Here is a 23450-nt window from a genome sequence, read left to right as displayed (position 1 = left end):
GGCCCTCCTGGCGGAATTACGTACCGCGACTTACGGTTTCGGCAGGCGGTACGCGATGGCGGCGGCCGAGGGACCCGCCCCCGCGGCCACGAACAAGGCTACGTCGGCACGGTCGAGCCCGCCGCTGTCGCGGGCCGCCAGGAACGCGACGGGCAGGGCCGAGGTGTGGGCGTCGCCTTCGGTGTCGTCGGCGCTGACCGCCTCGGGGGCGATGCCCAGGCGCTCGGCGAGCCGGGCCGGGAAGTCGGGGGTGGGTCGCCCGCAGATCAGCGTCGTGCGGTCCAGCGGCGCGTCCGCCACTTCGAGGGCTTCGGTCGCGGCCGAGACCGCGTGGCGCAGGAGCGCTTCGACGTCGGCGGGGCGGCGGACAGTGATGGAGGACCGACCGGTCGTCCCCATCTCCGGCAGTCGCACGAAACCCTCCGCCGCGGGCCGTCCGTCGGTGGCGCTGATGTGCAGCGCACCGAATCCGGCCGGGCCCGCCACCTTCTCCAGCAGCATGGCCGCACCCACCGGCTTGATCGGGAAACCCGGCTGCGGCCGCGGCGATTTCGACGGGTGCGCGTCACCGGACACCAGCAGCACCCGGTGCACGGTCGGCGCCTCCAGCAGCGCCTGACTGACCTGGATGGCATTGAGGATGCCGCAGGCCCCGTTCATCAGGTCGAAGGACAGGCACGGCACATCGCCGCTGCGATACTCCAGCCCGATGCCCACCTGCTGCTGGATCAGCGCGGACATGGCCGGTTCCACCATGTTTGCGTCGCGGTAGACGCCGGTATTGATCAGCGCGTCGATCCGCTCGGGCGTGCTGCCCGCCTCCGCGATGGCGCGGCGCGCGGCCGCGGCCGCCTGTTCGATCGAACTGCCGCCACCGATTTCGGTGACGATGGAAGAAATCACGATTCCCATACCGCATCACACCCGCAGATCGCCGAGCGTCACCGACAGAAACCCGGCCACGACGCCGGAAGCCGCGGGGACCATCAGTACTTTCGCCCCGGACGCTATCCGCTGTTGTTTGAGCGCGTCGTGTAAAACCACGAAATGCGAGGTGGACGCGGTGTTGCCGTACCGGTCCAGCACCATGAGCGCGGGCGGTATCGGGGCGTCGAATTCGCGTTCGGCGATCTTGGACACCAATTCCACCGCGGGCGCGCTGAATTGATGGTGGATCACGTGGTCGTAGCCCTCCGCCGCGAAATCGCTGCCCCGCGCGGCCAGGAAATCCCGCTGCCGGGTGGTCCACAGCAGATAGCGGGCCTCGTTGTGCATGGCCCGATTGTCGGTGTAGAGCGCGATTCCGGAACTGCGGTCGCTCGGCATGCCCAGGCACAGCTGTGCGAATCCGGCGCTGGTATTGAGCTCGACGTAGTCGATGCCCTCGTCGGCGGTGCCGTCGCCGTCCAGCACCACCGCGGCCGCGCCGTCGCCGACGGTCAGGGACGCGAACTGCGGATCGTATTTCTCCGACATCTCGCGCACCGCGGTATCGGAGATCGGGGTGATGTACTCGCCGGAGACCACCAGGCCGCGCCGCACCATTCCCGCGCGAATCATCCGGTCCAGCACCAGAACTCCGCTCATCATGCCCGCGCAGGCATTGGAGACGTCGAAATGGATGGCTCCGGTCGCGCCGAGTTCGTTGCGCAGCATGAGCGCGAACGAGGGTTCCACGCAGAAGTCGTCGCCGCGAATACGCGTGATGGAGCAGGAGATGACGACGTCCAGATCGGCGGCGTCGTAGCGGGAATTGTCGAGGGCGGTCCGGGCCGCGGCCATCGCCACGGTGAAGGAATCCTCGTCTTCGGCGCAGCGGCGGCGGTGCCGCACTCCGCTGATCCGCTCCAGGTCGATGGGGGAGTCGACGGCCAGCTGGGCCAGCAGCTCCGCGGTCGATATCTCGGTGGCGGGCAGGTACGACCCGACCGCCTCGATGCGTGATCTCACCATGTTCGCTCCAAGCCGCCCTCGATTGCGGGGGACGCTAGCAGCGGCCGGCGCGCGGATTCCGATTTTGAAGAATCCGTGATTCAGATCATGGGGCAGTGAACTGCGATGCGGCGCAACGTGACTGCGCCGCGCCGCGCACCCCGGTCAGGAACGACGCGCGAAACGGCCCGGTCCGGCCTGATCCCGCGGCGTCACCGTGATGGTGTCCAGATTGACGTGCGGCGGGCGGGACGCCACGAAACCCACCACCTCCGCGATGTCCTGCGCCACCAGCGGATCGATGCCCTGGTACACGCTCGCCGCGCGCTCGGCGTCACCCGCGAACCGCACCAGCGAGAACTCCGTCTCCACCGCGCCCGGCGCGATCTCGGTCAGCCGCACCGGCTGCCCGAGCAGCTCACCGCGCAGCGTCCGGTGCAGCACCGCCTGCGCGTGCTTGGCCGAGGTGTACCCGGACCCGTTGTCGTAGGCGTGGAAGGCGGCGATGGAGGTGATGGTGACGATCAGGCCGTCCCCGGAGGCGATCAGCTTGGGCAGCAGCGCCTTGGTGAGCCGCAGCGTGCCCAGCACATTGGTCTCCCACATCCAGCGCCAGTCGTCCAGATCGGCCTCGAGCACCGGGGCCAGGCCCTTCGCGCCACCGGCATTGTTGACCAGCACGTCGCACCGCTCGACCGCTTCGGTGAAGGCGCGCACCGACTCCTCGTCGGTCACGTCCAGGGCCAGCGGGGTGCCGCCGATCTCCTCGGCCAGCTTCTCCAGCCGTTCGACCCGGCGTGCGCCCACGTACACGTGGTACCCCTGCTTGGCGAGTTCGCGGGCGGTTGCCTCGCCGATACCCGAACTGGCTCCGGTCACCACGGCGGTACGAGTGCTCATGGTTCTGAGCTTAGGCAAGGACCCTGGCCTGCGCCTTCCGGGCCCGCGCCCGCCGCGGGCGCCGTGGCGGGCGCGAGATCCCGGCGGCGCTGCCGGTTAGCCTCACTGCATGGCGATTCGGGAAGCAGTGAGCGCGGACGGCACGACCATCGTTTACCGGGTGACGGGTCCGGAAGGGGCGCGCCCGCTGGTGCTGCTGCACGGCTGGTCCGGGAATCTGCGCTGCTGGGGGCGGTCGGCCGACCTGCTCGCCGAGCAGTTCCGGGTGATCGCGGTGGACCTGCGCGGGCACGGCTACTCCGACGCCCCCGAGACCGGTTACGACGACCCGAAGAACTGGGCCGCCGATATCGCCGCCGTATTCGCGGCCGAGGACATCACCTCCGGCGCGCTGCTGCTGGGCTGGTCCTACGGCGGCATCGTCGCCTCCGACTACCTCACCGCGCACGGCACCGCGGCCCTCGCGGGCGTCGTCTACACCGGTTCGCAGGCCAATATCGGCCGCGGCGTGCCCGGCGCGGAGACCGGGCCCGGCATGGCCAAGGCCGTTCCGGACGTGTTCGACGAGAGCGCGGGCAAGGCCATGCGCGGCTTCGCCGCCTTCGGCAATGCCAATACCGGCCCCGGCCGGGACAAGGGCGTGGACGCCCAGCGGCTGTTCGGCGGCAGCATCGCCACCCCGCCCCGGGTCCGCAAGGCGCTGTTCTACCGGACGGTCGACAACACCGACACCCTGCGCGGCCTCGACATCCCCGTCCTGGTGCTGCACGGCACCGCCGACCCGGTGGTTCCCATCGAGAACGGCCGCCACATCGCGGCCTCCGCGCCCGACGTGCGGACCTCGTATTGGGAGGGCGCCCAGCACGGCCTGTTCATCGAGGATCCGGAGCGATTCGCCGCCGAAATCGCCGCTTTCGCACGAGACCTGCGGTGATAGCGGGATTGCATTCACGCTGACGAATATCCTTGTGAGTCAGGTCACTTGGGAAGGTAACCCGTGCATGGGGCGTTGTAACCCCCGTGCACACTGGAGTGGTGAGTCAACGCCCGGAGCTACGGCCCAATCGGATTGCCGTGCTATCGGTGCATACGTCACCCTTGGCGCAGCCCGGAACGGGCGACGCGGGCGGCATGAACGTCTACGTCCTGCAGACCGCCCTCGAACTCGCCCGCCGCGGCACCGAGGTGGAGATCTTCACCCGCGCCACCTCCTCCAATGACGAACCCGTCGTCGAGGCCGCGCCCGGCGTGCTGGTCCGCAATGTGGTCGCCGGACCCTTCGAGGGGCTCGACAAGTTCGACCTGCCCACCCAGCTGTGCCCCTTCGCCGCGGAGGTGCTGCGCACCGAGGCGCGCAACTTGCCCGGCCACTACGACCTGATCCACTCGCACTACTGGCTGTCCGGCCAGGTCGGATGGCTCGCGCGGGACCGCTGGCGGGTGCCGATGGTGCATACCGCGCACACCCTGGCCGCGGTCAAGAACGCCTTCCTGGCCGAGGGCGACTGCCCCGAGCCCGCGGTCCGCGAGATCGGCGAGAAGCAGATCGTCGCCGAGGCCGACCGGCTGGTCGCCAATACCGGCGAGGAGGCCCGCCAGCTCGTGGAGCTGTACGGCGCCGACCCCGAGCACATCGACGTGGTGCTGCCCGGCGCCGACCTGAGCCGCTACTTCCCCGGCGACAAGCTCGCCGCCCGCGCCGAGCTCGGCCTGCGCGCCGACGAGCGGATCGTCGCCTTCATCGGCCGCATCCAGCCGCTCAAGGCCCCCGACGTGCTGGTCCGCGCCGCCGCGCACCTGCTCGCCGAGGAGGCCGCGCAGCCGGTGCCGCCCGCCCGGCCGCTGCGCGTGGTGATCGTGGGCGGACCCTCCGGCAGCGGGCTGGAACGGCCCAACGCGCTCATCGAACTCGCTGCGGCCCTGGGCATCTCGGATCGCGTCACCTTCCTGCCGCCGCAGCCCGCGCACCGGCTGGTGCAGGTGTACCGCGCCGCCGACCTGGTCGCGGTGCCCAGCTACAACGAGTCTTTCGGCCTGGTCGCCATCGAGGCGCAGGCCAGCGGCACCCCGGTGCTGGCCGCCGACGTGGGCGGGCTCGGCACCGCCGTCCGCGACGGGGTCTCCGGTCTGCTGGTTCCCGGCCACCGCACCCCGGACTGGGCGGACGCGCTGCGCGGCATGCTCGAGGACCCGGTGCGGCTCGAACTCATGGGCGCGGCGGCCGTCGAGCACGCGGCCAACTTCTCCTGGGCGCACACCGCCGACGGGCTGCTGGACAGCTACTCGGCCGCGTTGTCGCAGGCTCGGGGCGCTCGGGCGCGCGGTAGCCTGCATACCGACAGCAATCAGGCCAGATCGCAGTCGTTGTGGCGGCGGCGGACGGGAGCGGTACGCAGATGAGTGAGGTCGAGCGCGACTGGACGCCGCGCCCGCATGCCAGCAGCGGTGGTTTGAACGACGAAACCGCCCGGGCCACGGCACAACTCATCGACGACACGCTCCGGGACCGCGAGATCGAGTACTCGCGCGAGGCGCCCGACCTGTTCGCGGTGGTGCTGCCGGGCGAGCGCAAGCTCAAGACCGTCATCGGCGTCGGCGTCGGCAAGCACGGCGTGCGGATGGAGTCCTTCGTCTGCCGCAAGCCCGACGAGAACTTCGAGGGCGTCTACAAATTCCTGCTGCGCCGCAATCGCCGCCTGTACGGCGTGGCGTACACCATCGACCGGGTCGGCGACATCTACCTGGTCGGGCGCATGTCCAACGACCGCGTCACCTCCGACGAACTGGACCGTTGGTTCGGCCAGATCCTCGAGGCCGTCGACGCCGACTTCAATACCCTGCTCGAACTCGGCTTCGCCGAATCCATTCGCAAGGAATGGAAATGGCGGGTCTCGCGCGGCGAATCGCTCAAGAATCTGCGCGCCTTCGAACACCTCATCGAGGACGCCGACACGCTGCCCCGTATGCCAGGGTGAGAACTGATTTCGTGCCGGTCGGGGTAACTTGTCGGGGACGTCCACAATAGGTTCGGCTCACCACCGCAGGCACGCAATGCCAACTCGGACGCATCTGAGCCGTGCGCTGAAGTCTCGGAGAGGCGGGGGAGCCATGGTGGCGCTTGCGCTGGATATCGGAGCGACCAAATTCGCGGCAGCCCTGGTCGATTCGACCGGAATGCCCGAAAAACCCCAACGCGTAGACGTACCCGAATCCGGGGTGTGGGCGGCCTGCCGTGAATTACTCGGCGCCGTGGCCGCCGGGGAGACGGTGACCGCGGTCGGCATCGGGTCCGCGGGGCCGGTGGACGTCCCCGCCGGGGTGTGCGGTCCGCTCAATATCCCGGAATGGGCGGACGGCTTCCCCATCGTGGACGCGGTGCGGAAAGTGTTCCCCACGGCCGAGATTCGCTTCGCCCTCGACGGGGCCTGCCTGGCGCTGGCCGAACACCGGCTCGGCGCGGCGCGCGGCGCGGACAACGCGCTCTGCCTGACCGTGTCCTCGGGCATCGGCGGCGGGATCATCAGCGACGGCCGGGTCGTCATGGGCCGCACCGGCAATGCCGGGCACGTCGGCCACATCGTGGTGCCCGGCAACGAAGAGCCCTGCGCCTGCGGCGGATTCGGCTGCGTGGAGGCCGTCGGCAGCGGCAAGTCCGCGGTGCGCTGGGCCCGGCGGCAGGGGTGGGAGGGCGCGACCGGAGTGGAACTGGCCCAGGCCGCGCGCGATGGAGAGCCGCTCGCCAAGGAGGCGCTCGCCCGGGCCGGCACCGCCATCGGGACCGCCGTCGCCTCCGCGGCCGCGTTGCTCGACACCGATCTGGTCGTCATCGGCGGCGGCTTCGCGCAGTCCGGGGAGCCGCTGTGGCAGCCGCTGCGCGCGGCGGCGCTCGGCCACGCCCGCCTGCGCTTCCTGCGGGATCTGCGGGTCGTTCCCTCCGAACTCACTGATCAGGCCACCCTGCGGGGTGCGGCGCTGCTCGTGGGAGGATGACCCCATGACGTACACCCTCGTTTTGCTGCGCCACGGCGAGAGCGAATGGAATGCCCTCAACCTGTTCACCGGCTGGGTGGATGTTCGCCTCACCGACAAGGGTGTCGCGGAAGGCAAGCGTGCCGGCGAACTGCTCGCCGAGCACGGGATTCTGCCGGATATCGTCTACACCTCGCTGCTGCGCCGCGCGATCAGCACCGCCAACAACGCCCTCGACGCCTGCGACCGTCACTGGATTCCGGTGGTCCGCGACTGGCGTCTGAACGAGCGCCACTACGGCGCCCTGCAGGGCAAGAACAAGGCGGAGATCAAGGAGCAGTACGGCGAGGACCAGTTCATGCTGTGGCGCCGCAGCTACGACACCCCGCCGCCGCCGATCGAGGTCGACAGCGAGTACAGCCAGGACGGCGACCCGCGCTACGCGGGCATCGAGGTCCCCGCGACCGAGTGCCTCAAGGACGTCGTCGCCCGCATGGTCCCGTACTGGGAGGACACCATCACGACCGATGTGCGCGCCGGCAAGACCGTTCTGGTTGCCGCGCACGGTAATTCGCTGCGCGCGCTGGTGAAGCACCTGGAGAACATCTCCGACGAGGACATCGCCGGGCTGAACATTCCGACCGGTATTCCGCTGAAGTACGAGCTCGACGAGAACCTGCGCCCGATCGGCGCCGGTGTCTACCTCGATCCGGAGGCCGCCGCGGCCGGCGCCGCCGCCGTCGCGAACCAGGGCGGAAAATAGTTTCGCCCTGAAACACTCGAAATAATGCCCCGGCCAATCGGATTGGCCGGGGCATTATTGTCTCAGGATTCGACTGTGATACCCGTCACGCTACGTGACCGTAGGGTATTCCGGTGTCGCGCAAAAGAATTTGCCGGGGGTTCGTGCATTCAAATCAGTACCTGTAACCAGGGTTTGCAACTTACTTCCCGGTAGATATGCTGCTGGTCGTTCGATATCCGCGAGAGGTAGATCACGTTCGATGAAGCACGCGCTACAGGCCACGGTTTTAGCCGCCACGGCCGCTCTGCTCCTGCCTTTGACCGGCATCACCGCCGATGCCATCACCCCGACCGGACCCGATGGCGGCGCCGCCGGCGCCGCCTGGACCGCCGCCGAGGACGGGCCGCAGCAGTACCCGAACGTCTTCATCGAATGGGACGTCCCGATCACCATGAGTGACGGCACCGTCCTCAAGGGCAACGTCTACCACCCGGCCGACGCCGCGGGCCGTCCCATCGACACCCCGACGCCGACCGTGCTGAACATGACGCCCTACACCAAGCTGGTGTCGAACGTCGCCGACAGCGCCTTCTCCATTCCGGGCCTGTCCGACGCGCTCCTGAACGTCTTCCGCAACATCCACCTCGACGGCACTCCGCTCACCGGCTTCGGTGAACTGCTGAACGCGGCGGGCAACGGCGAACTCCGCAACTTCTCCGTCGACCGCCAGCTCATCAAGTCCGGGTACACGCAGGTCGTCGTGGACGTGCGCGGCACCGGATTCTCGCAGGGCGAGTGGGACATGCTGCGCGGCCGCGAGCAGCAGGACACCGTCGAGACCATCGACTGGGCCTCCAAGCAGAGCTGGTCCAACGGCCGCATCGGCATGAGCGGGCTGTCCTACAGCGCCATCAACCAGGTGCAGGCCGCCGAGAAGCAGCCGCCCGCGCTGAAGGCCATCTTCCCGATCGTGCCCGGCAGCGACCTCATCGACGACGTGCTCGCGCCCGGCGGCGGCTTCGGCTTCAACTTCATCCCGCTGTGGCTCAGCGCCATCAACGGTCTCAAGTGGGTGCCGGACCTGGCCTCGATCGCCGCGGGCACCTTCGACTTCAAATGGCTGCAGGATCGCGTCAACGATCCCTTCGGCTACCTCGACGTGCTGATGTCGGCCTATACCTCCACCACCATGGAGAGCCTCGACCCGCGCGTGAAGGACATGCTCAACGGGTTCACCCAGGATCGCCAGGACTGGCTCGGCGATCCCAGCCGCATCCAGATCCCGACCTTCGTGACCGGCGGCTGGCACGACCTGTTCACCTACTCGGAATCCAAGATCTACAACCAGATTCCGCTGCCGCCCGGCCAGAAGCAGCTGCTCATGGGCAACACCTACCACGTCACCTCCGGTGCGGACGTCAACCGCGTCGGCGCCCCGCCGCGCCTGGACGTGCTGCAGCGCGCCTGGTTCGACAAGTGGCTCAAGGGCATCGACAACGGCATCGACGCCTACGGTCCGGTGACGCTCAAGACCCAGGGCGGCGGCTGGGACACCCAGGGCGGATTCGGGCCCACCGCACCGGCTTCCGAGGCCGCCGACTACCGGCGCATGTACCTCTCCGCGCAGTCCTCCGGCACCGCGAACAGCCTGCACGACGGCTCGCTCACCGCGGCCGCCAACGGCGACGCCGACCGGCTCACCGTCGCCCCCGGCCTGACCACCGTCTGCTCCAACGACGCCGCCCAGGCCAGCGCGGGCATCCTGAACCTGATCGACGGCTGCTCCAAGGACTCCCGGGTCGCCGAGACCAACGCGCTCACCTTCACCAGCGCGCCGGTCGCCGAGGCCACCACCATCTCGGGCCCGATCGCGGTGCACCTCAACACCGTTCAGGACGCCGCCGACGGCTACTGGACCGTCACCGTCAACGACGTCGCCCCCGACGGCCAGTCCACCGTGCTGACCTCCGGCGAGCTCATGGCCTCGCTGCGCCAGGTCGACGAGGACCGCAGCAGCCGCTCCCCGAACGGCGACTACACCGACCCGCGCGCCTTCACCTCCCTGGACAAGCGCCAGGAGACCGTGCCCGGCGAGGCCACCACCCTCGACATCGCCCTCGGCGGCACCCAGGCCGTCCTGCAGCCGGGCCACCGCCTGCGCGTGGACGTGTTCGCGGGCAACTTCCCCAAGGGCCTGCCCATCCTCCCGATGCTCATCGACACCGGTCTGAAGCCGCAGCACCTGCAGCTCGACCCGGCCCGTCCGAGCTTCGTGAACATCCCGGTCCGCGGCAACACCGGCTGGTGACACCGCCCTACCGGGATTGAATCCCCGAGCGTGCACAACGGCGTGCACGCCCGGGGTTTTTTCTTTTCCGGCCGCAATGCGGGCAGGCGTCTCAGGACTCGGGGTCGGCGACAATCACGACTTTGCCGGTGACGGTGCCGGATTCGGCGAGGGTGAGCGCCCGGGCGGCCTCCCGCAACGGGATTCGGGCCGCGATCTGCGGGTGCAGCGCGCCGCGCTCGGCCAGATCGAGGACCGCGCCCAGGTCGGTCGCGAGGCGCGCCTGGAACCGGGAACGCCGGCGGCGGCCCGCCCAGATGTTGTAGAAGGACGCGCTCCGCTTGTTGGGCAGCGCATTCCACCACAGCAGGCGGGCGAACAGCTTCAGCACCGGCAGCCGGGAATTGCCCTCCTCGTCCTTGGTGGCGGCGCTGCCATAGGAGACGAGGGTGCCGCCGGGCGCGAGCAGCGCGAACGAGTCCACGATGCCGGGCCCGCCGACATGGTCGAAGACCGCGTCCACCCCGTCCGGCGCCAGCGCCCGCACCTGGGCCGTCACATCCCCGCGATAGTCGACCGGCAGGGCGCCGAGCTCGGCCACCGCGTCCGCGTTGCGCGCCGACGCGGTCCCGATCACCCGGATCCCCGCCGCCCGCGCCAGCTGCACCAGCGTCGACCCGACGCCGCCGTTCGCGCCGTGCACCAGGATGGTCTGCCCCACACGGGCTTTCGCCTTCCCGTGCAGCATCTGCCAGGCGGTGATGCCGTTCACCACGAAGGTCTCCGCGGCGTCCGCGGCCAGGCCCTCGGGCACCGGCACCAGATCACCCGCGGGCACCGCGAGATGGCTGCTCCAGCCGCCGATCTTGGTCAGCGCCGCGACCCGGCGGCCGACCAGGGCCGGATCGACCCCGGCCCCGACTGCCGCCACCACGCCGACGACGTCGTAGCCGGGCACGAACGGAAACGCGGGCTGGTCATAGTATTTGCCGCGCCGCATCTGCTGCTCCGCGAAGGACACCCCGGTCGCCTCCATACGGACCAGCGCCTCGCCGGGGCCGGGCTGCGGCAATTCGCGTGTGGTGACGGTCAGGCCCTCCGGCTCGACACGTCCGGGCAGCACTACTTCGGTGGCGATGATGTTCGACATGGGTCGATCCCTTCCGGGTGTGTGATCGGTCAATCACTCTTGGGTTGAAGAAAACGCCCTCGTGAGAGGGCGTGAGAGGTCAGTCGAAGTGGCGGATGCCCGCGGTCAGGGTGGCGGCCCAGGCGCCTTCGCCGGCGTCCAGGCCGAGGGTCGTGATCAGGTGGCACAACTGCCCGTAGGCCATGAACCGCTGGACCTGTTCGCTGGTCGCGCCGGAACGGGTTTCGGCGAACTCGGTGACCCGCCGCAGGCCGCGGCGCACGGCCTCGGCGATATCGGGCACATCGGCCGCCGAGAGGGCGTGCACCTGCAGCATGAGCAGGCTCTTGTCCACGATCAATTCGGCGTAGGCCCCGCCCATCTCGTGCAGCACCTGCTCCGGATCGCCGCCCGGGGTCCGGGCGGCGCCGGTCGCCAGGGCGCCCTCGACCCGTTCGAAACAGCGGTCCAGGGCGGCGACGAACAACTCCACCTTGCTGGGGAAGAGCTTGAACACGTACGCGGGCGAGATTCCGGCCGCGACGGCGACCGTATTGATCGGCGTCCCATGGAATCCCGTCTTGGCGAACTCGGTGATCGCCGCATCCAGCACGGCATCCCGTCGAACGTCCGAAGTGGAGAGTGCGATCCCGCGTCTGCTCATGTGAGTGACTGTACACTCACTCTCTGGAATTCCGCCAGCCCTCCGACTCGTCGGGAACGGCGAAGGCCGCTTCCAGCGGCGGGAACAGGGCGCGGGCATCGTGACCGGTGAACCAGAGGCCGACCACGAAAGCCGCGGTGGCCTCCAGATATCGGGCCCGGGACAGGCCGCCCGCGGGGATCGGGCGCAGTTTCAGGTCCTCGGCGAGGCCGGACACGAGCGCGATCGCCGCCTCGTCATCGCCGCACAGCGGCACCGTCACAGGGCGGCCGTCGAATTCGCGATCCGGGCCCGCCCACACCTCGGCGGCCAGCAGATTGAACGCCTTCACCACCTTGGCGCCGGGCGTCGCGGCCGAGATGCGTTCGGCCACCGCGGGTTCGGAGAGACCGAAGCCGCCGATGTCCGGAGCGAAGGCATTCGTGCAGTCGATCAGGGTGCGGCCGGTGAGGGCCTCGCGCTGGTCGGTGAGGATGTCCGTCAACGCGGCCACCGGCACGGCCAGCAGCGTGGCTTCGCCGACATTCGCCGCCTCGGCCACGGTGGCGGGCCGGGCGCCGGACCCGATCGCGGCCGCGGCCTCCGCCGCCCGCGTGGAAGTCCGTGCGCCGACCACGATTTCGTGCCCGGCCGCGGCCCAGCCGCCGCCGAGAGCGCGGGCCATCTGCCCGGCCCCGATGATTCCGATTCGCATGTCATCTCCTTGGTGTGGCGTGTGACGACGACGTTAGGAATTCCGAAGCGCACTCCCGGGTGCCCAATGGCGGTGGCAGGGTGGAGTCATGACGGTCGAGAGCACCGAACCGGTGCGGTTCGCCGAATACGGCGGCCGCGAATCGGACTGCCCCGCGCGGCTGGCGGTAGACGTATTCGGCAATTCATGGCTGACAGTGATCGTTTACACACTTCGCGAGGGTCCGATGCGCCCGGTGGAATTGCGCCGCGCCATCGGCGGCATCAGTCAGAAGATGCTCACTCAGACCCTGCGGCGCATGCAGGCGATGGGGTTGCTGGAACATCGCCGATACGCGGAAGCGCCACCGCGCGTTGAGTATTCGCTGACTCCCGCGGGCCGTGATCTGCTGATTCCGATCTTCGCGCTGGGGGAGTGGGCCGACCGCCACGGCGACACCGTGCGCACCGCCCTCTACGGCGATCCCGAGGACTGAACCGCTGCCGCGAAAGCGGTTGCCACAAGGGCGCTCACCGGCGGCGACACGCTGACCGAACATCGCGTGAACACCGGGCTAACGAAGGTGGAAGGACCCATGACCTGCGTGAAACTTCCTGCACCCGGGGTTTGACCCCGCGTCGGCGACCGTACGATTCAAAGTGTGAGCGTTCCACAGGCCGTGCTTTTGGCAGTCCTGGCGGCCGTAGTAGGACTGGCCGTCGGCGGACTGCTCATTCCGTATGTGAACGCTCGCCAGGAGCGGATGCGTGCCGCCACCGACACCGGGCTGACCATGTCCCAGGTGCTGGACCTGATCGTGCTCGCCTCCGAATCCGGCATCGCCGTCGTCGACCAGTACCGGGACGTGGTCCTGGTCAACCCGCGGGCCGAGGAGCTGGGCGTGGTCCACGACCGCCTGCTCGACGAGCGCGCGTGGGCCGCGGTCGAACAGGTGCTGGCCGGCGGCCAGGACGTCGAGTTCGAGCTGACCGCCAAGATCCCCATGCCCGGCCGCGCCCGCCTCGCTGTCCGAGGAGTTGCCCGGCCGCTCTCCCAGGAGAATCCGAACTTCGTGGTCCTGTTCGCGGACGACGACTCCGAACAGGCCCGCATGGAGGCCACCCGCCGCGACTTCGTCGCCAATGTGAGCCACGAACTCAAGACCCCCGTCGGGGCCATGAGCCTGTTGGCCGAGGCGTTGCTGGAATCCGCCGACGATCCCGACTCGGTCCGGCACTTCGGTGAACGCCTGCACGGCGAGGCCCGCCGCATGGGCAAGATGGTCACCGAGCTGATCGCGCTGTCGCGCCTGCAGGGCGCCGAACGGCTGCCCGAGCTCGAGGCCGTCGACGTCGACACCGTGGTCACCCAGGCCATCGAACGCTCCCGCACCACCGCCGAGGCCGCGGGCATCACCGTGTCCACCGACGCGGGCAGCGGCCTCGAGGTGCTCGGCGACCAGACCCTGCTGGTGACCGCGTTGTCCAACCTGGTCGAGAACGCCATCGCGTACTCCCCGCGCGGCTCCCACGTGTCGGTGAGCCGGGCGCTGCGTGGCGGCTACATCAATATCGCCGTCACCGACCGCGGCATCGGCATCTCCAAGGAAGACCAGGAGCGCGTCTTCGAACGCTTCTTCCGGGCCGACAAGGCGCGCTCGCGTGCCACCGGCGGTACCGGCCTCGGGCTGGCTATCGTCAAGCATGTGGCCGCCAACCACAACGGTGAGATCACCCTGTGGAGCAAACTGGGCACCGGATCGACGTTCACCCTGCGCATCCCGGCCCACCCTGCCGATTCCAACGGGCAGGTCGACAAGAGACTTGCCACCGGTGTTCCGGTGGCCAAGAAGGAAAACGGCACGCGCCCCCTCGGGCGGGCCAGAACCAACGGTGTGGAGGCAACCCGATGACGAGTGTGCTGATCGTCGAGGACGAGGAGTCGCTGGCCGATCCGCTCGCGTTCCTGCTGCGCAAGGAGGGGTTCGAGGTCACCGTGGTGGGCGACGGCCCGTCCGCGCTGGCCGAGTTCGACCGCTCGGGCGCGGACATCGTCTTGCTCGACCTCATGCTCCCCGGCATGAGCGGCACCGACGTGTGCAAGCAGCTACGGGTGCGCGGCAGCGTCCCGGTCATCATGGTGACCGCGCGCGACAGCGAGATCGACAAGGTGGTCGGCCTGGAACTGGGCGCCGACGACTACGTCACCAAGCCCTACTCCTCGCGCGAGCTGATCGCCCGCATCCGGGCCGTGCTGCGGCGCGGCGCCGGTGAGGAGCCCGACAACGGCAGCGAGACCGCGGTGCTCGAGGCCGGCCCGGTGCGCATGGACGTGGACCGCCACACCGTGCAGGTGAACGGCAAGGCGGTGACGCTGCCGCTCAAGGAATTCGACCTGCTCGAATACCTGCTGCGCAATTCCGGGCGCGTGCTCACCCGCGGACAGCTCATCGACCGCGTCTGGGGCGCCGATTACGTCGGTGACACCAAGACCCTCGACGTGCACGTGAAGCGCCTGCGCTCGAAGATCGAAGCCGATCCGGCCAAGCCCGAGCACCTGGTCACCGTGCGCGGCCTGGGCTACAAGCTGGAAGCCTAGAACCGTCCCGAACGCAGAACCCGCCCGCTTCGAATTCACGAAGCGGGCGGGTTTCGTCTTACTCCCCGACCAGTTTCCGGGCTTACCCGTGCGGCCGGCGAATTACGCGTTGGGGTCGTTCTTCATGGTGTAGACCCACGCCGGGCCGAGGCCGGGCAGTTCCTGCTTCTCCAGGATGATCCAGCCCAGGCCGGGGTTGTCCTGCTGCATGCAGTCGTACCACGCGACATCCGCGCCGTTGCCGCGGCAGGCGATGGTGTGGCTGGTGCCGTAGGGGCTCACCACGATCTGCTTGCCGGCGTCCTTGGCGCCCAGCACGGCCGGGTCGTTGTACACGACGAAATCGGCGGTGCGATCGGAGAACGCGGTCGGATCGGTGTTATCGGCGAAGGCCTGCGGGGCAATGGAGATAACCGCACCGGCGGTCAGGGCGGAGACGGCGAGGATTTTCTTGATCATGGCCACGATGTCTAACACGCTCCGGTGAATTCGCAATAGCGGATCGATGTCCTGGGCACTTCCGGGTATTCACAACGCGAGGTCATCGGACCGGCGGTTATGCGAAATATACTTCTGTGCAGCCTGATTGGATTGTCTCCGACCAGCACCGTTTGTTCACCTTCCGGACACTATGACGCGCGCCGCACCGGCGAGACCCACGCCACAAACGCGATCGGGCGTGTCGGGTTCCGGAGAACCCGACACGCCCGATCGCGTAAGGCGATTCGCTAGCTGCTGCCGAACAGGCCGCTCAGCAGACCGCCCACCAGCTTGCCCGCGCTACCGGTCGCGCTGCCGGAGCCGATGCTGCCACCGCCGCCGGTCGACGGCTTGGTGGTGGTCGGAGCCGTCGTGGTCGGCGCCGTGGTGGTGGTCGGCGGGGCGGTCGTGGTGGTCGGCGGGGTGGTGGTGCCGCCCGCCACGTTCACGATCAGGGTCTGCGTGCTGCTGCCCTGCGAGGCTGTGATGATGTGCTGGCCCGGCGTGGTGGGCTTCCAGGTGACGCTCGAGTGGCCCACCGGCCACGGGATGATGCCGACGCCGTCGGTCAGGCTCGCCCCGTTGTCGTTCCAGTTCACCAGCAGCCCGATCGACGCACCGGACAGATCAGCGCTGAGGGTGTAGGTACCCCCGACCGTCGGCGCGCTGTCGGACACGGTGATCACGTCGACGGTGGCGTTCGCCCCTGGGGCCAGGGCGACCGCGACCGCGGCGGCGGACGCGACGGTCAGACCGGCCATCCCCGCTGTGATCGACCGGCCCGAATACTTGCTCTGCATGACTACTCCTCTGTTGTGTCTGGCTGTGCCCCAAGGGAACTGGGGGAGATCGGTCAGAGACCGAAGGGCAGGCCGTTGGCGCTGCCGGTACCGCCACCGCTCGGCGCCGGGGTGGTCGTCGACGGGGGAGCCGTCGTCGTCGGCGGAGTGGTGGTGGTGGGGTCGGTGGTGGTCGTGGTCGGCGGCACCGTGGTGGTGGTCGTCGGCGGGACCGTCGTGGTGGTGGTCGGCGGCACGGTGGTTGTGGTGGTCGGCGGCGCGGTCGTCGTGGTGGCGACGGTGCTGACGTTCACCACCAGGGACTTGGTCGAGCTGCCCTGGGACAGGGTGATGACGTGCTGGCCGGGGGAGTTGGGCGTCCAGTCGGTGCTGGAGTGGTACGGCGGCCACGGCACTTTGGAGGCCGGGCTGGTGATGGGGTTGCCGTTGTCTTCCCAGTAGACGAGCAGGCCGAAGGATGCGCCGGAGAGGTCGGCGCTGAGGGTGTAGGTCTGGCCGACGGTCCAGTTCGAGCCCGAGATGGTGATCGAGTCGACGGTGGCGTGCGCGGCGGGGGCCTCGTGGGTCTGTATGGCCAGGGCGCCGCCGGTGATGACGGCGAGGCCCGCCAACCCGGCGCCGAGGCGCCGGACGGTGGTGGTGCGCATGGGTACTCCTGTGTGCAACAAGGGGTTCGGAGAAGGTCGGAGACCGAGAGGGTCAGAGACCGAAGGGCAGGCCGTTGGCGCTACCGGTGCCGCCGCCGCTGGGCGCGGGAGTGGTGGTGGTCGGCGGGGCCGTGGTGGTGGTCGGCGGCGCCGTCGTGGTGGTGGGATCCGTCGTCGTGGTCGGCGGGACCGTGGTCGTGGTGGTCGGATCCGTGGTGGTGGTCGGGGGGACCGTGGTGGTCGTGGTCGGCGGCACCGTGGTCGTGGGATCCGTGGTGGTCGTCGGCGGCACCGTGGTGGTGGTCGGCGGGACCGTCGTGGTGGTGGTCGGATCCGTGGTGGTGGTCGGCGGGACCGTCGTGGTGGTCGTCGGCGGCACGGTGGTCGTGGTGGTCGGCGGCGCGGTCGTCGTGGTGGCGACGGTGCTGACGTTCACGATCAGGGACTTGGTGGAGCTGCCCTGCTTGAGGGTGATGTTGTGCTGGCCGGCGGTGGTGGGGGTCCAGTCGGTGCTGGAGTGGTACGGCGGCCACGGCACTTTGGAGGCCGGGCTGGTGATGGGGTTGCCGTTGTCTTCCCAGTAGACGAGGAGGCCGAAGGATGCGCCGGAGAGGTCGGCGCTGAGGGTGTAGGTCTGGCCGACGGTCCAGTTCGAGCCCGAGATGGTGATCGAGTCGACGGTCGCGTGGGCTTCGGGAGCCTCGTGCGTGGCGAGGACCGCCACGGCGCCGGTCGCGATGGCCAGTGCGGCCAGTCCGGCGCCGAGGTGGCGGCCGCCCAAGGGGAATGTGCTCACTATGCGTACTCCTGTGCTGCGACCCCCGAGGTAGGTAGGGGTCCGACGCACAGTAAGCGAGCAGTGATGTGAAATTAGGTGTTTTCAGAAAACTACTGGCAAGTATTCCGCTACTTCTTCGCGGACCGGACCTTCTTCGATCCGTTCGCGCTGGTCACCGGCTCGGCGGCGGCTGCCGCCGCCTTCTCCTGCGCGATGGCCGTCGCCGGGTGCACCGCGACGATGCCCAGACCCTGTCTCCGGCGGCAGTGCGCGGCCAGCTCGTCGTATGCGGGCTTGCCGATCAGCTCGATCAACTCGGGCGCGTAAGCCTCCCATACCGGCCGGGTGCCGACGTGCGCATCCGGGGAACCGGTGCAGTACCAGTTCAGGTCCAGGCCGCCCGGGCCCCAGCCGCGGCGGTCGTACTCGCCGATCGCGGTGCGCAGGATCTCCACGCCGTCGGGCCGCTCCACCCACTCCTGGGTCCGGCGAATCGGCAATTGCCAGCACACTTCCGGCTTCACGGTGAGCGGCTCCAGGCCCTTGCGCAGCGCCATGGTGTGCAGCGCGCAGCCGATGCCCTCGCTGAAACCGGGCCGGTTGAGGAAGATGCACGCGCCGTCGACGCGCCGGGTGCGCAGCGCGGGTTCGTCGTCGAGGTCGTCCTCCTCGAGGTACAGCTTCTTGCGGACCCGGCCCTGGTCGTCGGTCGCCTCGCCCATGAGCTGCCAGTCCTCGGGTGTGAGCATTTTCACAGCCCTGTGCAGCTTCTTGCCGTCCTCTTCGTCGGAGAGGAACGCGCCGTGCGAGCAGCAGCCGTCGTTCTCGCGGCCGTCGATGATGCCCTGGCATGCCGGCGTGCCGAAAACGCAGGTCCAGCGCGAGAGCAGCCAGGTCAGATCCGCCGCGATCAAATGCTCGTCATTTGCTGGATCGACGAATTCGATCCATTCGCGTGGGAAGTCGAGTTCTACTTCGGGCGTCGGGTCGATCTTCGCCGCTGGTCGCAGCCCGGTCGGTCCGCTCGCCGATGCCCCTGTCGTCACAATGCGGAACGCTAACAGCTCAGTCGCCTGGCCAGAAGTCCTGACGCACCCAGTACCGTGTTCATGTGCGTCTCGGAGTACTCGATGTGGGAAGCAATACCGTCCACCTGCTCGTGGTGGACGCGCATCGTGGTGGGCACCCGATGCCGATGAGTTCGACGAAGTCGGCCCTGCGGCTGTCCGAGAGCATGGACGACCTGGGGCGGATCACTTCCGCGGGGGCGTCCCGGCTGACGGCTACGGTAGCCGAATTCGCAAGTATCGCAAAGACTTCCGGTTGCGTTGAGCTGATGGCGTTCGCCACCTCGGCGGTCCGTGAGGCCACCAACTCCGATGAGGTGCTGGCCAGGGTCCGCGCCGAGACCGGTGTGAAGCTGCAGGTGCTCTCCGGCGTCGACGAGGCCCGGCACACCTTCCTGGCCGTCCGCCGCTGGTACGGCTGGAGCCCGGGCCGGATCCTGAACCTCGACATCGGCGGCGGCTCGCTCGAGATGAGCAACGGCGCGGACGAGGACCCGGATATGGCCTTGTCGCTGCAGTTGGGCGCCGGCCGCCTCACCCGGGACTGGCTGCGCCACGACCCGCCGGGCAAGCGCCGGGTCGCGGTGCTGCGCGACTGGCTCGACGCCGAGCTGGTGCTGCCCAGCAAGCAACTGCTCGAGGTGGGCCGCCCGGATCTGGCCGTCGGCACCTCCAAGACCTTCCGCTCGCTGGCCCGCCTGACCGGCGCCGCCCCCTCTGTTGCGGGACCGCGTGTGCGGCGTACCCTGACCAGTTCCGGCCTGCGGCAGCTGATTGCGTTCATATCGAGAATGACAGCCGCCGACCGGGCAGAATTGGAAGGCGTAAGTTCTGATCGGTCACAACAACTCGTGGCCGGTGCGCTGGTCGCGGAGGCGAGTATGCGGGCACTGTCCCTGGACACGCTCGATATCTGTCCCTGGGCGCTGCGAGAGGGATTGATCTTGCGCAAATTGGATACCGACCTTGATAGCGAACCGACAGCCGGCGGCCCCGACAGCGGCCTGACGGGCCCGATCGAAACGGTGTCTCGATGACCGAGGATTCAAGTCAGCTGTCCGTCGCCGAGCTACTGGCGCGGAACGGGCAGCAAAGTGGCGGCTCCGCCGGCGGTGGGGGGCGCAGACGACGAAGCGGTCGGGGCATTTCCGTCGCCGAACTGACCGGTGACATTCCGATCGTGCCCGGATCGTCCTCCCACGCCGCGCCGGACGAGGAAGCCGCCGCCGAGCCCGAGCCCGCCGCCACCGAATCGGACTATTCCAACTATTCGAACTTCTCGAATTACTCCGACTTCTCCACTCCCGCGGCCCCGCCCGCGCCGGACTATTCGTCCTATTCGGTAGCCGAGCCCGAACCCGCCTATTCGCCGCTCTCCGGGCCCATCTCGTATTACGACCCGCTGGCCCCCGCCCCGCAGCCGCCGTCCCTACCCGAGCCGTCCGGCCAGAGCTGGTCCGCCGGTCTGGACTGGCCCCCCACCGAGACCCCGGTCCCGGCCCCCGTCGAGCCCCGCTCCGGCGGCCGCCGCCGCAAGCCCGATCCGCTGGACTCCGACTTCGCGCTCGACGGCCTGGGCGCCGAACCGCCCGCCCCGCCCGCACCCCGCGAGGGCGGTCGCCGCCGCCGCTACGACCCCGAGGAAGACACCACCGACGAGGTGCGCCCCTTCCGCGGCGACAACGGCTCCCGGGGCGACAGCGGCCTCCTGGGCGACAGCGGCCTCCTGAGCGACAACGGCGCGACCCGCGACGCCGCCTCGGACGCCATGCGCGACATCGCCGCCCGTGCCGGGCGCGACTCGCGCACCCAGTTCAACCCGGCGGTGGCCCGCCCGCCGTTCGAGGACCACACCCAGTTCAACCCCGCCGCCCCCGCGTGGTCGCCGACGCCGGCGCCCGAGCCGCTTCCGCGCGCTCCGCACCAGGACCGTCCCTTTGACCCGCCGCAGGCCGCCGGCGCCCCGCCGATGTCGCGCTCGGCCCGCAGGCACGCCGAGACCCACTCGCAGCGGGTCCCCGAACCGCAGTCCGCCCCGCCGCTCGGGGATCGCCGCGGCGGTGTCGATCACGGCGCGGCCACCGGGCTGCCGGAGTGGTCGGCGCGAAGACGGCCGGGACCCGACGCCGAACCCGACCGCGGCGATCAGGCCGCGGTGCCGACCGCCGCGTGGTCCTCGCTCGCCGACGACGATCAGCAGCTGCTGTCGGGCCAGTCGGTCGCCGGAGATCTGCTGCGTGACGCCCAGCAGCGCGAGGACGAGCGCGCCGAACGAAATGCGCGAAACGCGGGCAAACGCCGCGGCTTCGGTTCCCGGGGCCGCGGGGCGGTCGCGCCGGAGCCCGAGCCCGACGATCACCTCACCGACTTCTACGAGCCGCTCGACGAGGACGACTACGACGACTACGACGACGAGCCCGAGTCGTCGATGGGCGCGCGGTTCTCCGCGCTCACCCGGAAGGCGGGCGCCCTCACCCGCAAGGCCGGTCGCGGCAAGGCCGCCGAGCCCGCACGGTCGCGGGCCGCGGGCGCGCGGTCGGCGGGCCGGTCCGACGAGGACGAGCACCGCCGGCAGTGGCTGGTGATCGCGGGCCAGAGCGTGGGCGCCGCGGTCGCGGGCATGTTGCTGTTCAAGGGCTTCGAACGCATGTGGGAAGTGCTCCCGTGGGTTGCCCTGGCCCTGGCCATGGTCGTGATCCTCGGCCTGGTCGCATTGGTGCGCGTGCTGCGCCGCACCGATGACATTTTCAGCACTGTGATTGCCGTCGTCGTAGGCGTCTTCGTGACGCTCGGACCGCTAGCCTTTCTACTCAGTACGAACTGAGCAGGGAGCGGCAGTGGGGAATATCGTGCAAGCGCAGGGGGCGAGCACCGAGGGCCGGGCGGGGCGCGGGGAAGTCCGGGTCGGGCTGTCGACGGCGTCGGTGTATCCGGAGAACACCGAGGCGGCGTTCCGGTACGCGGCCGAACTCGGTTACGACGGTGTCGAACTCATGGTCTGGGCGGAACCGGCCAGCCAGTCCATTTCCACCGTGCAGCATTTCGCGCACAAATACGACGTGCCGGTGCTGGCCGTGCACGCCCCGTGTCTGCTGATCTCGCAACGGGTCTGGGGGTCGGACCCGATCGCGAAACTCACCCGCAGCGTGCACACCGCCGAGGCGCTGGGCGCGGCCACCGTGGTGGTGCACCCGCCCTTCCGCTGGCAGCGCCGCTACGCCGAGGGCTTCGCGAAACAGGTTGCGGAACTGGAGAATTCGTCGCCGGTGGCGGTCGCGGTGGAGAACATGTTCCCGATGCGCGCCGACACCCTGCTGCGCGGCAGTTCGATCGACCGGCTGCGCCGCCGCGGCGGGCCGGGGCCGTCCATCACCACCTTCAGCCCCTCCTACGACCCGACCGAGACCGGCTACCGCCACTACACCCTGGACACCTCGCACACCGCGACCGCGGGCGTGGATCCGCTGACGCTGGCGCAGCGCATGGGCTCGGGCCTGACCCATCTGCATCTCGCGGACGGGCGCGGCGCCGCCACCGACGAGCACCTGATCCCGGGGGAGGGCACCCAGCCGGTGGCCGAACTCTGTGACATGTTGATGCGCAACGGTTTCGACGGTCAGGCGGTCGTCGAGGTCAACACCCAGATGGCCCGTACCACGATGGATCGGGCGGCCATGCTGGAGCGGGCGCTGTCCTTCGCCCGGGAGCATCTGAACGGATTCTCGCCCGCGCCGACGCCGGAGCCGACGGCCGCGCATCGCGGCTGAGTTTCTCATTCGGCCCGGTTGCCGGGGTGATTCATCCCACGACCCGTCCGGAATTTTCACCGGGTCCGTTTACGCTGTACAAAACCCAGCGGAAGGACAGCGGATGACCACGGAGCTGACCGTCGACCCGGCGTCGACGAGCGAATTGGCCGACGCGCCGTTCAGTCGCGTCTGCACGCTGACCGAACTCGACGCGACCACCCCCGGCGCCGGCCGCTTCGCGGGATCCATCGAGCCCACCTGGACCATCGGCGACAAACTGCACGGCGGCACCATGGTCGCGGGCAGCGCCGCCGCGGCCACCGAATGGCTGCGCCGCACGGCCCCCGAACAGGCCGCCATGTTCCCGATCTCGGCCAGCACCGACTTCCTCGGCGCGCCCGTCCCCGGCGCGGTCGAGTACGAGGTCCGCACCCGCAAGCTGGGCCGCCAGATCGCCCTCGTCGACGCGAGCCTGATCCAGGACGGCCGCACCCTGGTGCACACCGCCCTCACGTTCAGCCACCTTGACGACGGGGATCCGCAGTACGCCGCCGACCACGTCGGCGACATGCCCGCCGAACCGCCCGCCGACGCGCTCTTCTACGACGACCGCAACCCCATGGGCAAGATCGTGCACGTGGCCCGGGGCTCCTCGGTCGCCCTCGATCCGACCTGGGCCCGCTTCCTCGCCGGGGAGAAATCCGAACCCCGTCTGCGCCTGTGGATCCGCCCCTTCGCGGGCGACGAGCAGGACCCGGACGTGTCCGCCTTCTTCGCCCTCATGTCCGCCGACATGAGCCCGCCGGTCCCGATGAACCTCGGCCACTTCGGCTGGGCCCCCACGGTCCAGCTCACCACGTACCTGCGCCGCCGCCCGGCGCCGGGCTGGCTGCGTGTCATCGCGAAGGCTCGCGAGGTCGGCAACCGCATGTTCGACGAGGACCAGCTCGTCATCGACTCCACGGGCGCGATCGTGGCGCAGAGCCGCCAGCTGGCCTTGATCCCCCAGCCGAGGTAATCGCCTGCCCCGCT

General features: G+C 69.4%; 24 protein-coding genes. 13 read left to right on the top strand and 11 right to left on the bottom strand.

The annotated features are described in order from the left end of the window. Nucleotides 1-30: 30 nt before the first annotated feature. From ACWEOI_RS11530 to ACWEOI_RS11520, 3 genes are all read right to left on the bottom strand, one after another. A complete protein-coding gene (locus tag ACWEOI_RS11530) occupies nt 31-912 on the bottom strand; it encodes a hypothetical protein (RefSeq protein WP_452359521.1) in 882 nt (293 codons plus the stop codon). Between the two features lie 6 nt (nt 913-918). Next, entirely contained in the window at nt 919-1953 is a 1035-nt protein-coding gene (locus ACWEOI_RS11525) for a 3-oxoacyl-[acyl-carrier-protein] synthase III C-terminal domain-containing protein (protein WP_433668819.1), read from the bottom strand. A gap of 144 nt (nt 1954-2097) precedes the next feature. Then, on the bottom strand, nt 2098-2832 hold the full coding sequence (locus ACWEOI_RS11520) for an SDR family NAD(P)-dependent oxidoreductase (protein WP_357281898.1): 735 nt from the start codon (nt 2830-2832) through the stop codon (nt 2098-2100). Between the two features lie 109 nt (nt 2833-2941). Here ACWEOI_RS11520 and ACWEOI_RS11515 point away from each other — a divergent pair, with 109 nt between their 5' ends. The 6 genes from ACWEOI_RS11515 (at nt 2942) to ACWEOI_RS11490 (ending at nt 9854) form a co-directional block, all read left to right on the top strand. Further along, nucleotides 2942-3766, top strand: coding sequence for an alpha/beta fold hydrolase (locus tag ACWEOI_RS11515; RefSeq protein WP_452359520.1), 825 nt, complete (start codon nt 2942-2944; stop codon nt 3764-3766). A gap of 98 nt (nt 3767-3864) precedes the next feature. After that, nucleotides 3865-5232, top strand: a complete 1368-nt coding sequence (gene mshA, locus ACWEOI_RS11510; protein ID WP_452359585.1) for a D-inositol-3-phosphate glycosyltransferase — start codon at nt 3865-3867, stop codon at nt 5230-5232. Further along, on the top strand, nt 5229-5807 hold the full coding sequence (locus tag ACWEOI_RS11505; protein ID WP_433668815.1) for a YbjN domain-containing protein: 579 nt from the start codon (nt 5229-5231) through the stop codon (nt 5805-5807). Before mshA ends, ACWEOI_RS11505 begins: the two co-directional genes overlap by 4 nt. Before the next feature lie 76 nt (nt 5808-5883). Next, a complete protein-coding gene (locus tag ACWEOI_RS11500) occupies nt 5884-6822 on the top strand; it encodes an ROK family protein (protein ID WP_433668814.1) in 939 nt (312 codons plus the stop codon). A 4-nt stretch (nt 6823-6826) separates the two neighbouring features. Continuing rightward, on the top strand, nt 6827-7564 hold the full coding sequence (locus ACWEOI_RS11495) for a phosphoglyceromutase (protein WP_452359519.1): 738 nt from the start codon (nt 6827-6829) through the stop codon (nt 7562-7564). A gap of 241 nt (nt 7565-7805) precedes the next feature. After that, nucleotides 7806-9854, top strand: a complete 2049-nt coding sequence (locus ACWEOI_RS11490; RefSeq protein WP_452359518.1) for a CocE/NonD family hydrolase — start codon at nt 7806-7808, stop codon at nt 9852-9854. A gap of 91 nt (nt 9855-9945) precedes the next feature. Here ACWEOI_RS11490 and ACWEOI_RS11485 read toward each other — a convergent pair whose 3' ends face one another. The 3 genes from ACWEOI_RS11485 to ACWEOI_RS11475 all read right to left on the bottom strand — a co-directional run bounded on the left by ACWEOI_RS11485 (nt 9946) and on the right by ACWEOI_RS11475 (nt 12320). Then, nucleotides 9946-10983 (bottom strand): medium chain dehydrogenase/reductase family protein, encoded by a 1038-nt coding sequence (locus ACWEOI_RS11485; RefSeq protein WP_452359517.1) that lies wholly within the window; start codon nt 10981-10983, stop codon nt 9946-9948. 79 nt (nt 10984-11062) lie between these two features. Continuing rightward, complete coding sequence (locus ACWEOI_RS11480; RefSeq protein ID WP_452359516.1) at nt 11063-11626, bottom strand: TetR/AcrR family transcriptional regulator; 564 nt, start codon at nt 11624-11626, stop codon at nt 11063-11065. A gap of 16 nt (nt 11627-11642) precedes the next feature. Further along, the gene (locus tag ACWEOI_RS11475; protein WP_433668805.1) at nt 11643-12320 is read right to left on the bottom strand and encodes an NAD(P)-binding domain-containing protein; all 678 of its coding nucleotides are present in this window, start codon (nt 12318-12320) and stop codon (nt 11643-11645) included. A gap of 88 nt (nt 12321-12408) precedes the next feature. On the opposite strand from ACWEOI_RS11475, the gene ACWEOI_RS11470 reads away from it, so the two are divergent. The 3 genes from ACWEOI_RS11470 to ACWEOI_RS11460 all read left to right on the top strand — a co-directional run bounded on the left by ACWEOI_RS11470 (nt 12409) and on the right by ACWEOI_RS11460 (nt 14897). Continuing rightward, nucleotides 12409-12795 carry a winged helix-turn-helix transcriptional regulator gene (locus ACWEOI_RS11470; RefSeq protein WP_379092138.1) on the top strand — a complete coding sequence of 129 codons (387 nt, stop codon included), beginning with the start codon at nt 12409-12411 and terminating at the stop codon, nt 12793-12795. A 165-nt stretch (nt 12796-12960) separates the two neighbouring features. Beyond that, nucleotides 12961-14211, top strand: a complete 1251-nt coding sequence (locus ACWEOI_RS11465) for an ATP-binding protein (protein ID WP_433668803.1) — start codon at nt 12961-12963, stop codon at nt 14209-14211. Continuing rightward, nucleotides 14208-14897 (top strand): response regulator transcription factor, encoded by a 690-nt coding sequence (locus tag ACWEOI_RS11460; protein ID WP_357090946.1) that lies wholly within the window; start codon nt 14208-14210, stop codon nt 14895-14897. Before ACWEOI_RS11465 ends, ACWEOI_RS11460 begins: the two co-directional genes overlap by 4 nt. Before the next feature lie 102 nt (nt 14898-14999). Here the strand turns inward: ACWEOI_RS11460 and ACWEOI_RS11455 are convergent, their stop codons facing one another. The 5 genes from ACWEOI_RS11455 to ACWEOI_RS11435 form a co-directional block, all read right to left on the bottom strand. Continuing rightward, on the bottom strand, nt 15000-15356 hold the full coding sequence (locus ACWEOI_RS11455) for a hypothetical protein (protein WP_433668801.1): 357 nt from the start codon (nt 15354-15356) through the stop codon (nt 15000-15002). A 269-nt stretch (nt 15357-15625) separates the two neighbouring features. Beyond that, complete coding sequence (locus ACWEOI_RS11450; protein WP_433668800.1) at nt 15626-16177, bottom strand: hypothetical protein; 552 nt, start codon at nt 16175-16177, stop codon at nt 15626-15628. A gap of 53 nt (nt 16178-16230) precedes the next feature. Continuing rightward, nucleotides 16231-16824 carry a hypothetical protein gene (locus tag ACWEOI_RS11445; RefSeq protein ID WP_452359515.1) on the bottom strand — a complete coding sequence of 198 codons (594 nt, stop codon included), beginning with the start codon at nt 16822-16824 and terminating at the stop codon, nt 16231-16233. 52 nt (nt 16825-16876) lie between these two features. Then, on the bottom strand, nt 16877-17620 hold the full coding sequence (locus tag ACWEOI_RS11440; RefSeq protein ID WP_452359514.1) for a hypothetical protein: 744 nt from the start codon (nt 17618-17620) through the stop codon (nt 16877-16879). A gap of 110 nt (nt 17621-17730) precedes the next feature. Further along, complete coding sequence (locus ACWEOI_RS11435) at nt 17731-18648, bottom strand: hypothetical protein (protein WP_433668795.1); 918 nt, start codon at nt 18646-18648, stop codon at nt 17731-17733. 65 nt (nt 18649-18713) lie between these two features. Between ACWEOI_RS11435 and ACWEOI_RS11430 the strand changes: the two genes are divergently transcribed. The 4 genes from ACWEOI_RS11430 to ACWEOI_RS11415 all read left to right on the top strand — a co-directional run bounded on the left by ACWEOI_RS11430 (nt 18714) and on the right by ACWEOI_RS11415 (nt 23436). Then, entirely contained in the window at nt 18714-19706 is a 993-nt protein-coding gene (locus tag ACWEOI_RS11430; RefSeq protein ID WP_433668794.1) for a Ppx/GppA phosphatase family protein, read from the top strand. Then, entirely contained in the window at nt 19703-21493 is a 1791-nt protein-coding gene (locus ACWEOI_RS11425; RefSeq protein WP_452359513.1) for a hypothetical protein, read from the top strand. The genes ACWEOI_RS11430 and ACWEOI_RS11425 overlap by 4 nt, the downstream gene beginning before the upstream one ends. Nucleotides 21494-21515: 22 nt before the next feature. Continuing rightward, nucleotides 21516-22436, top strand: coding sequence for a sugar phosphate isomerase/epimerase family protein (locus ACWEOI_RS11420; RefSeq protein WP_452359584.1), 921 nt, complete (start codon nt 21516-21518; stop codon nt 22434-22436). Nucleotides 22437-22539: 103 nt separating this feature from the next. After that, nucleotides 22540-23436 carry an acyl-CoA thioesterase domain-containing protein gene (locus tag ACWEOI_RS11415; RefSeq protein ID WP_433668793.1) on the top strand — a complete coding sequence of 299 codons (897 nt, stop codon included), beginning with the start codon at nt 22540-22542 and terminating at the stop codon, nt 23434-23436. Nucleotides 23437-23450 lie beyond the last annotated feature (14 nt).

Source organism: Nocardia sp. NPDC004340 (genome assembly GCF_053602575.1).
Note: the sequence above shows the minus strand (reverse complement) of the source record. Positions and strands in the feature narration are given on the sequence as shown.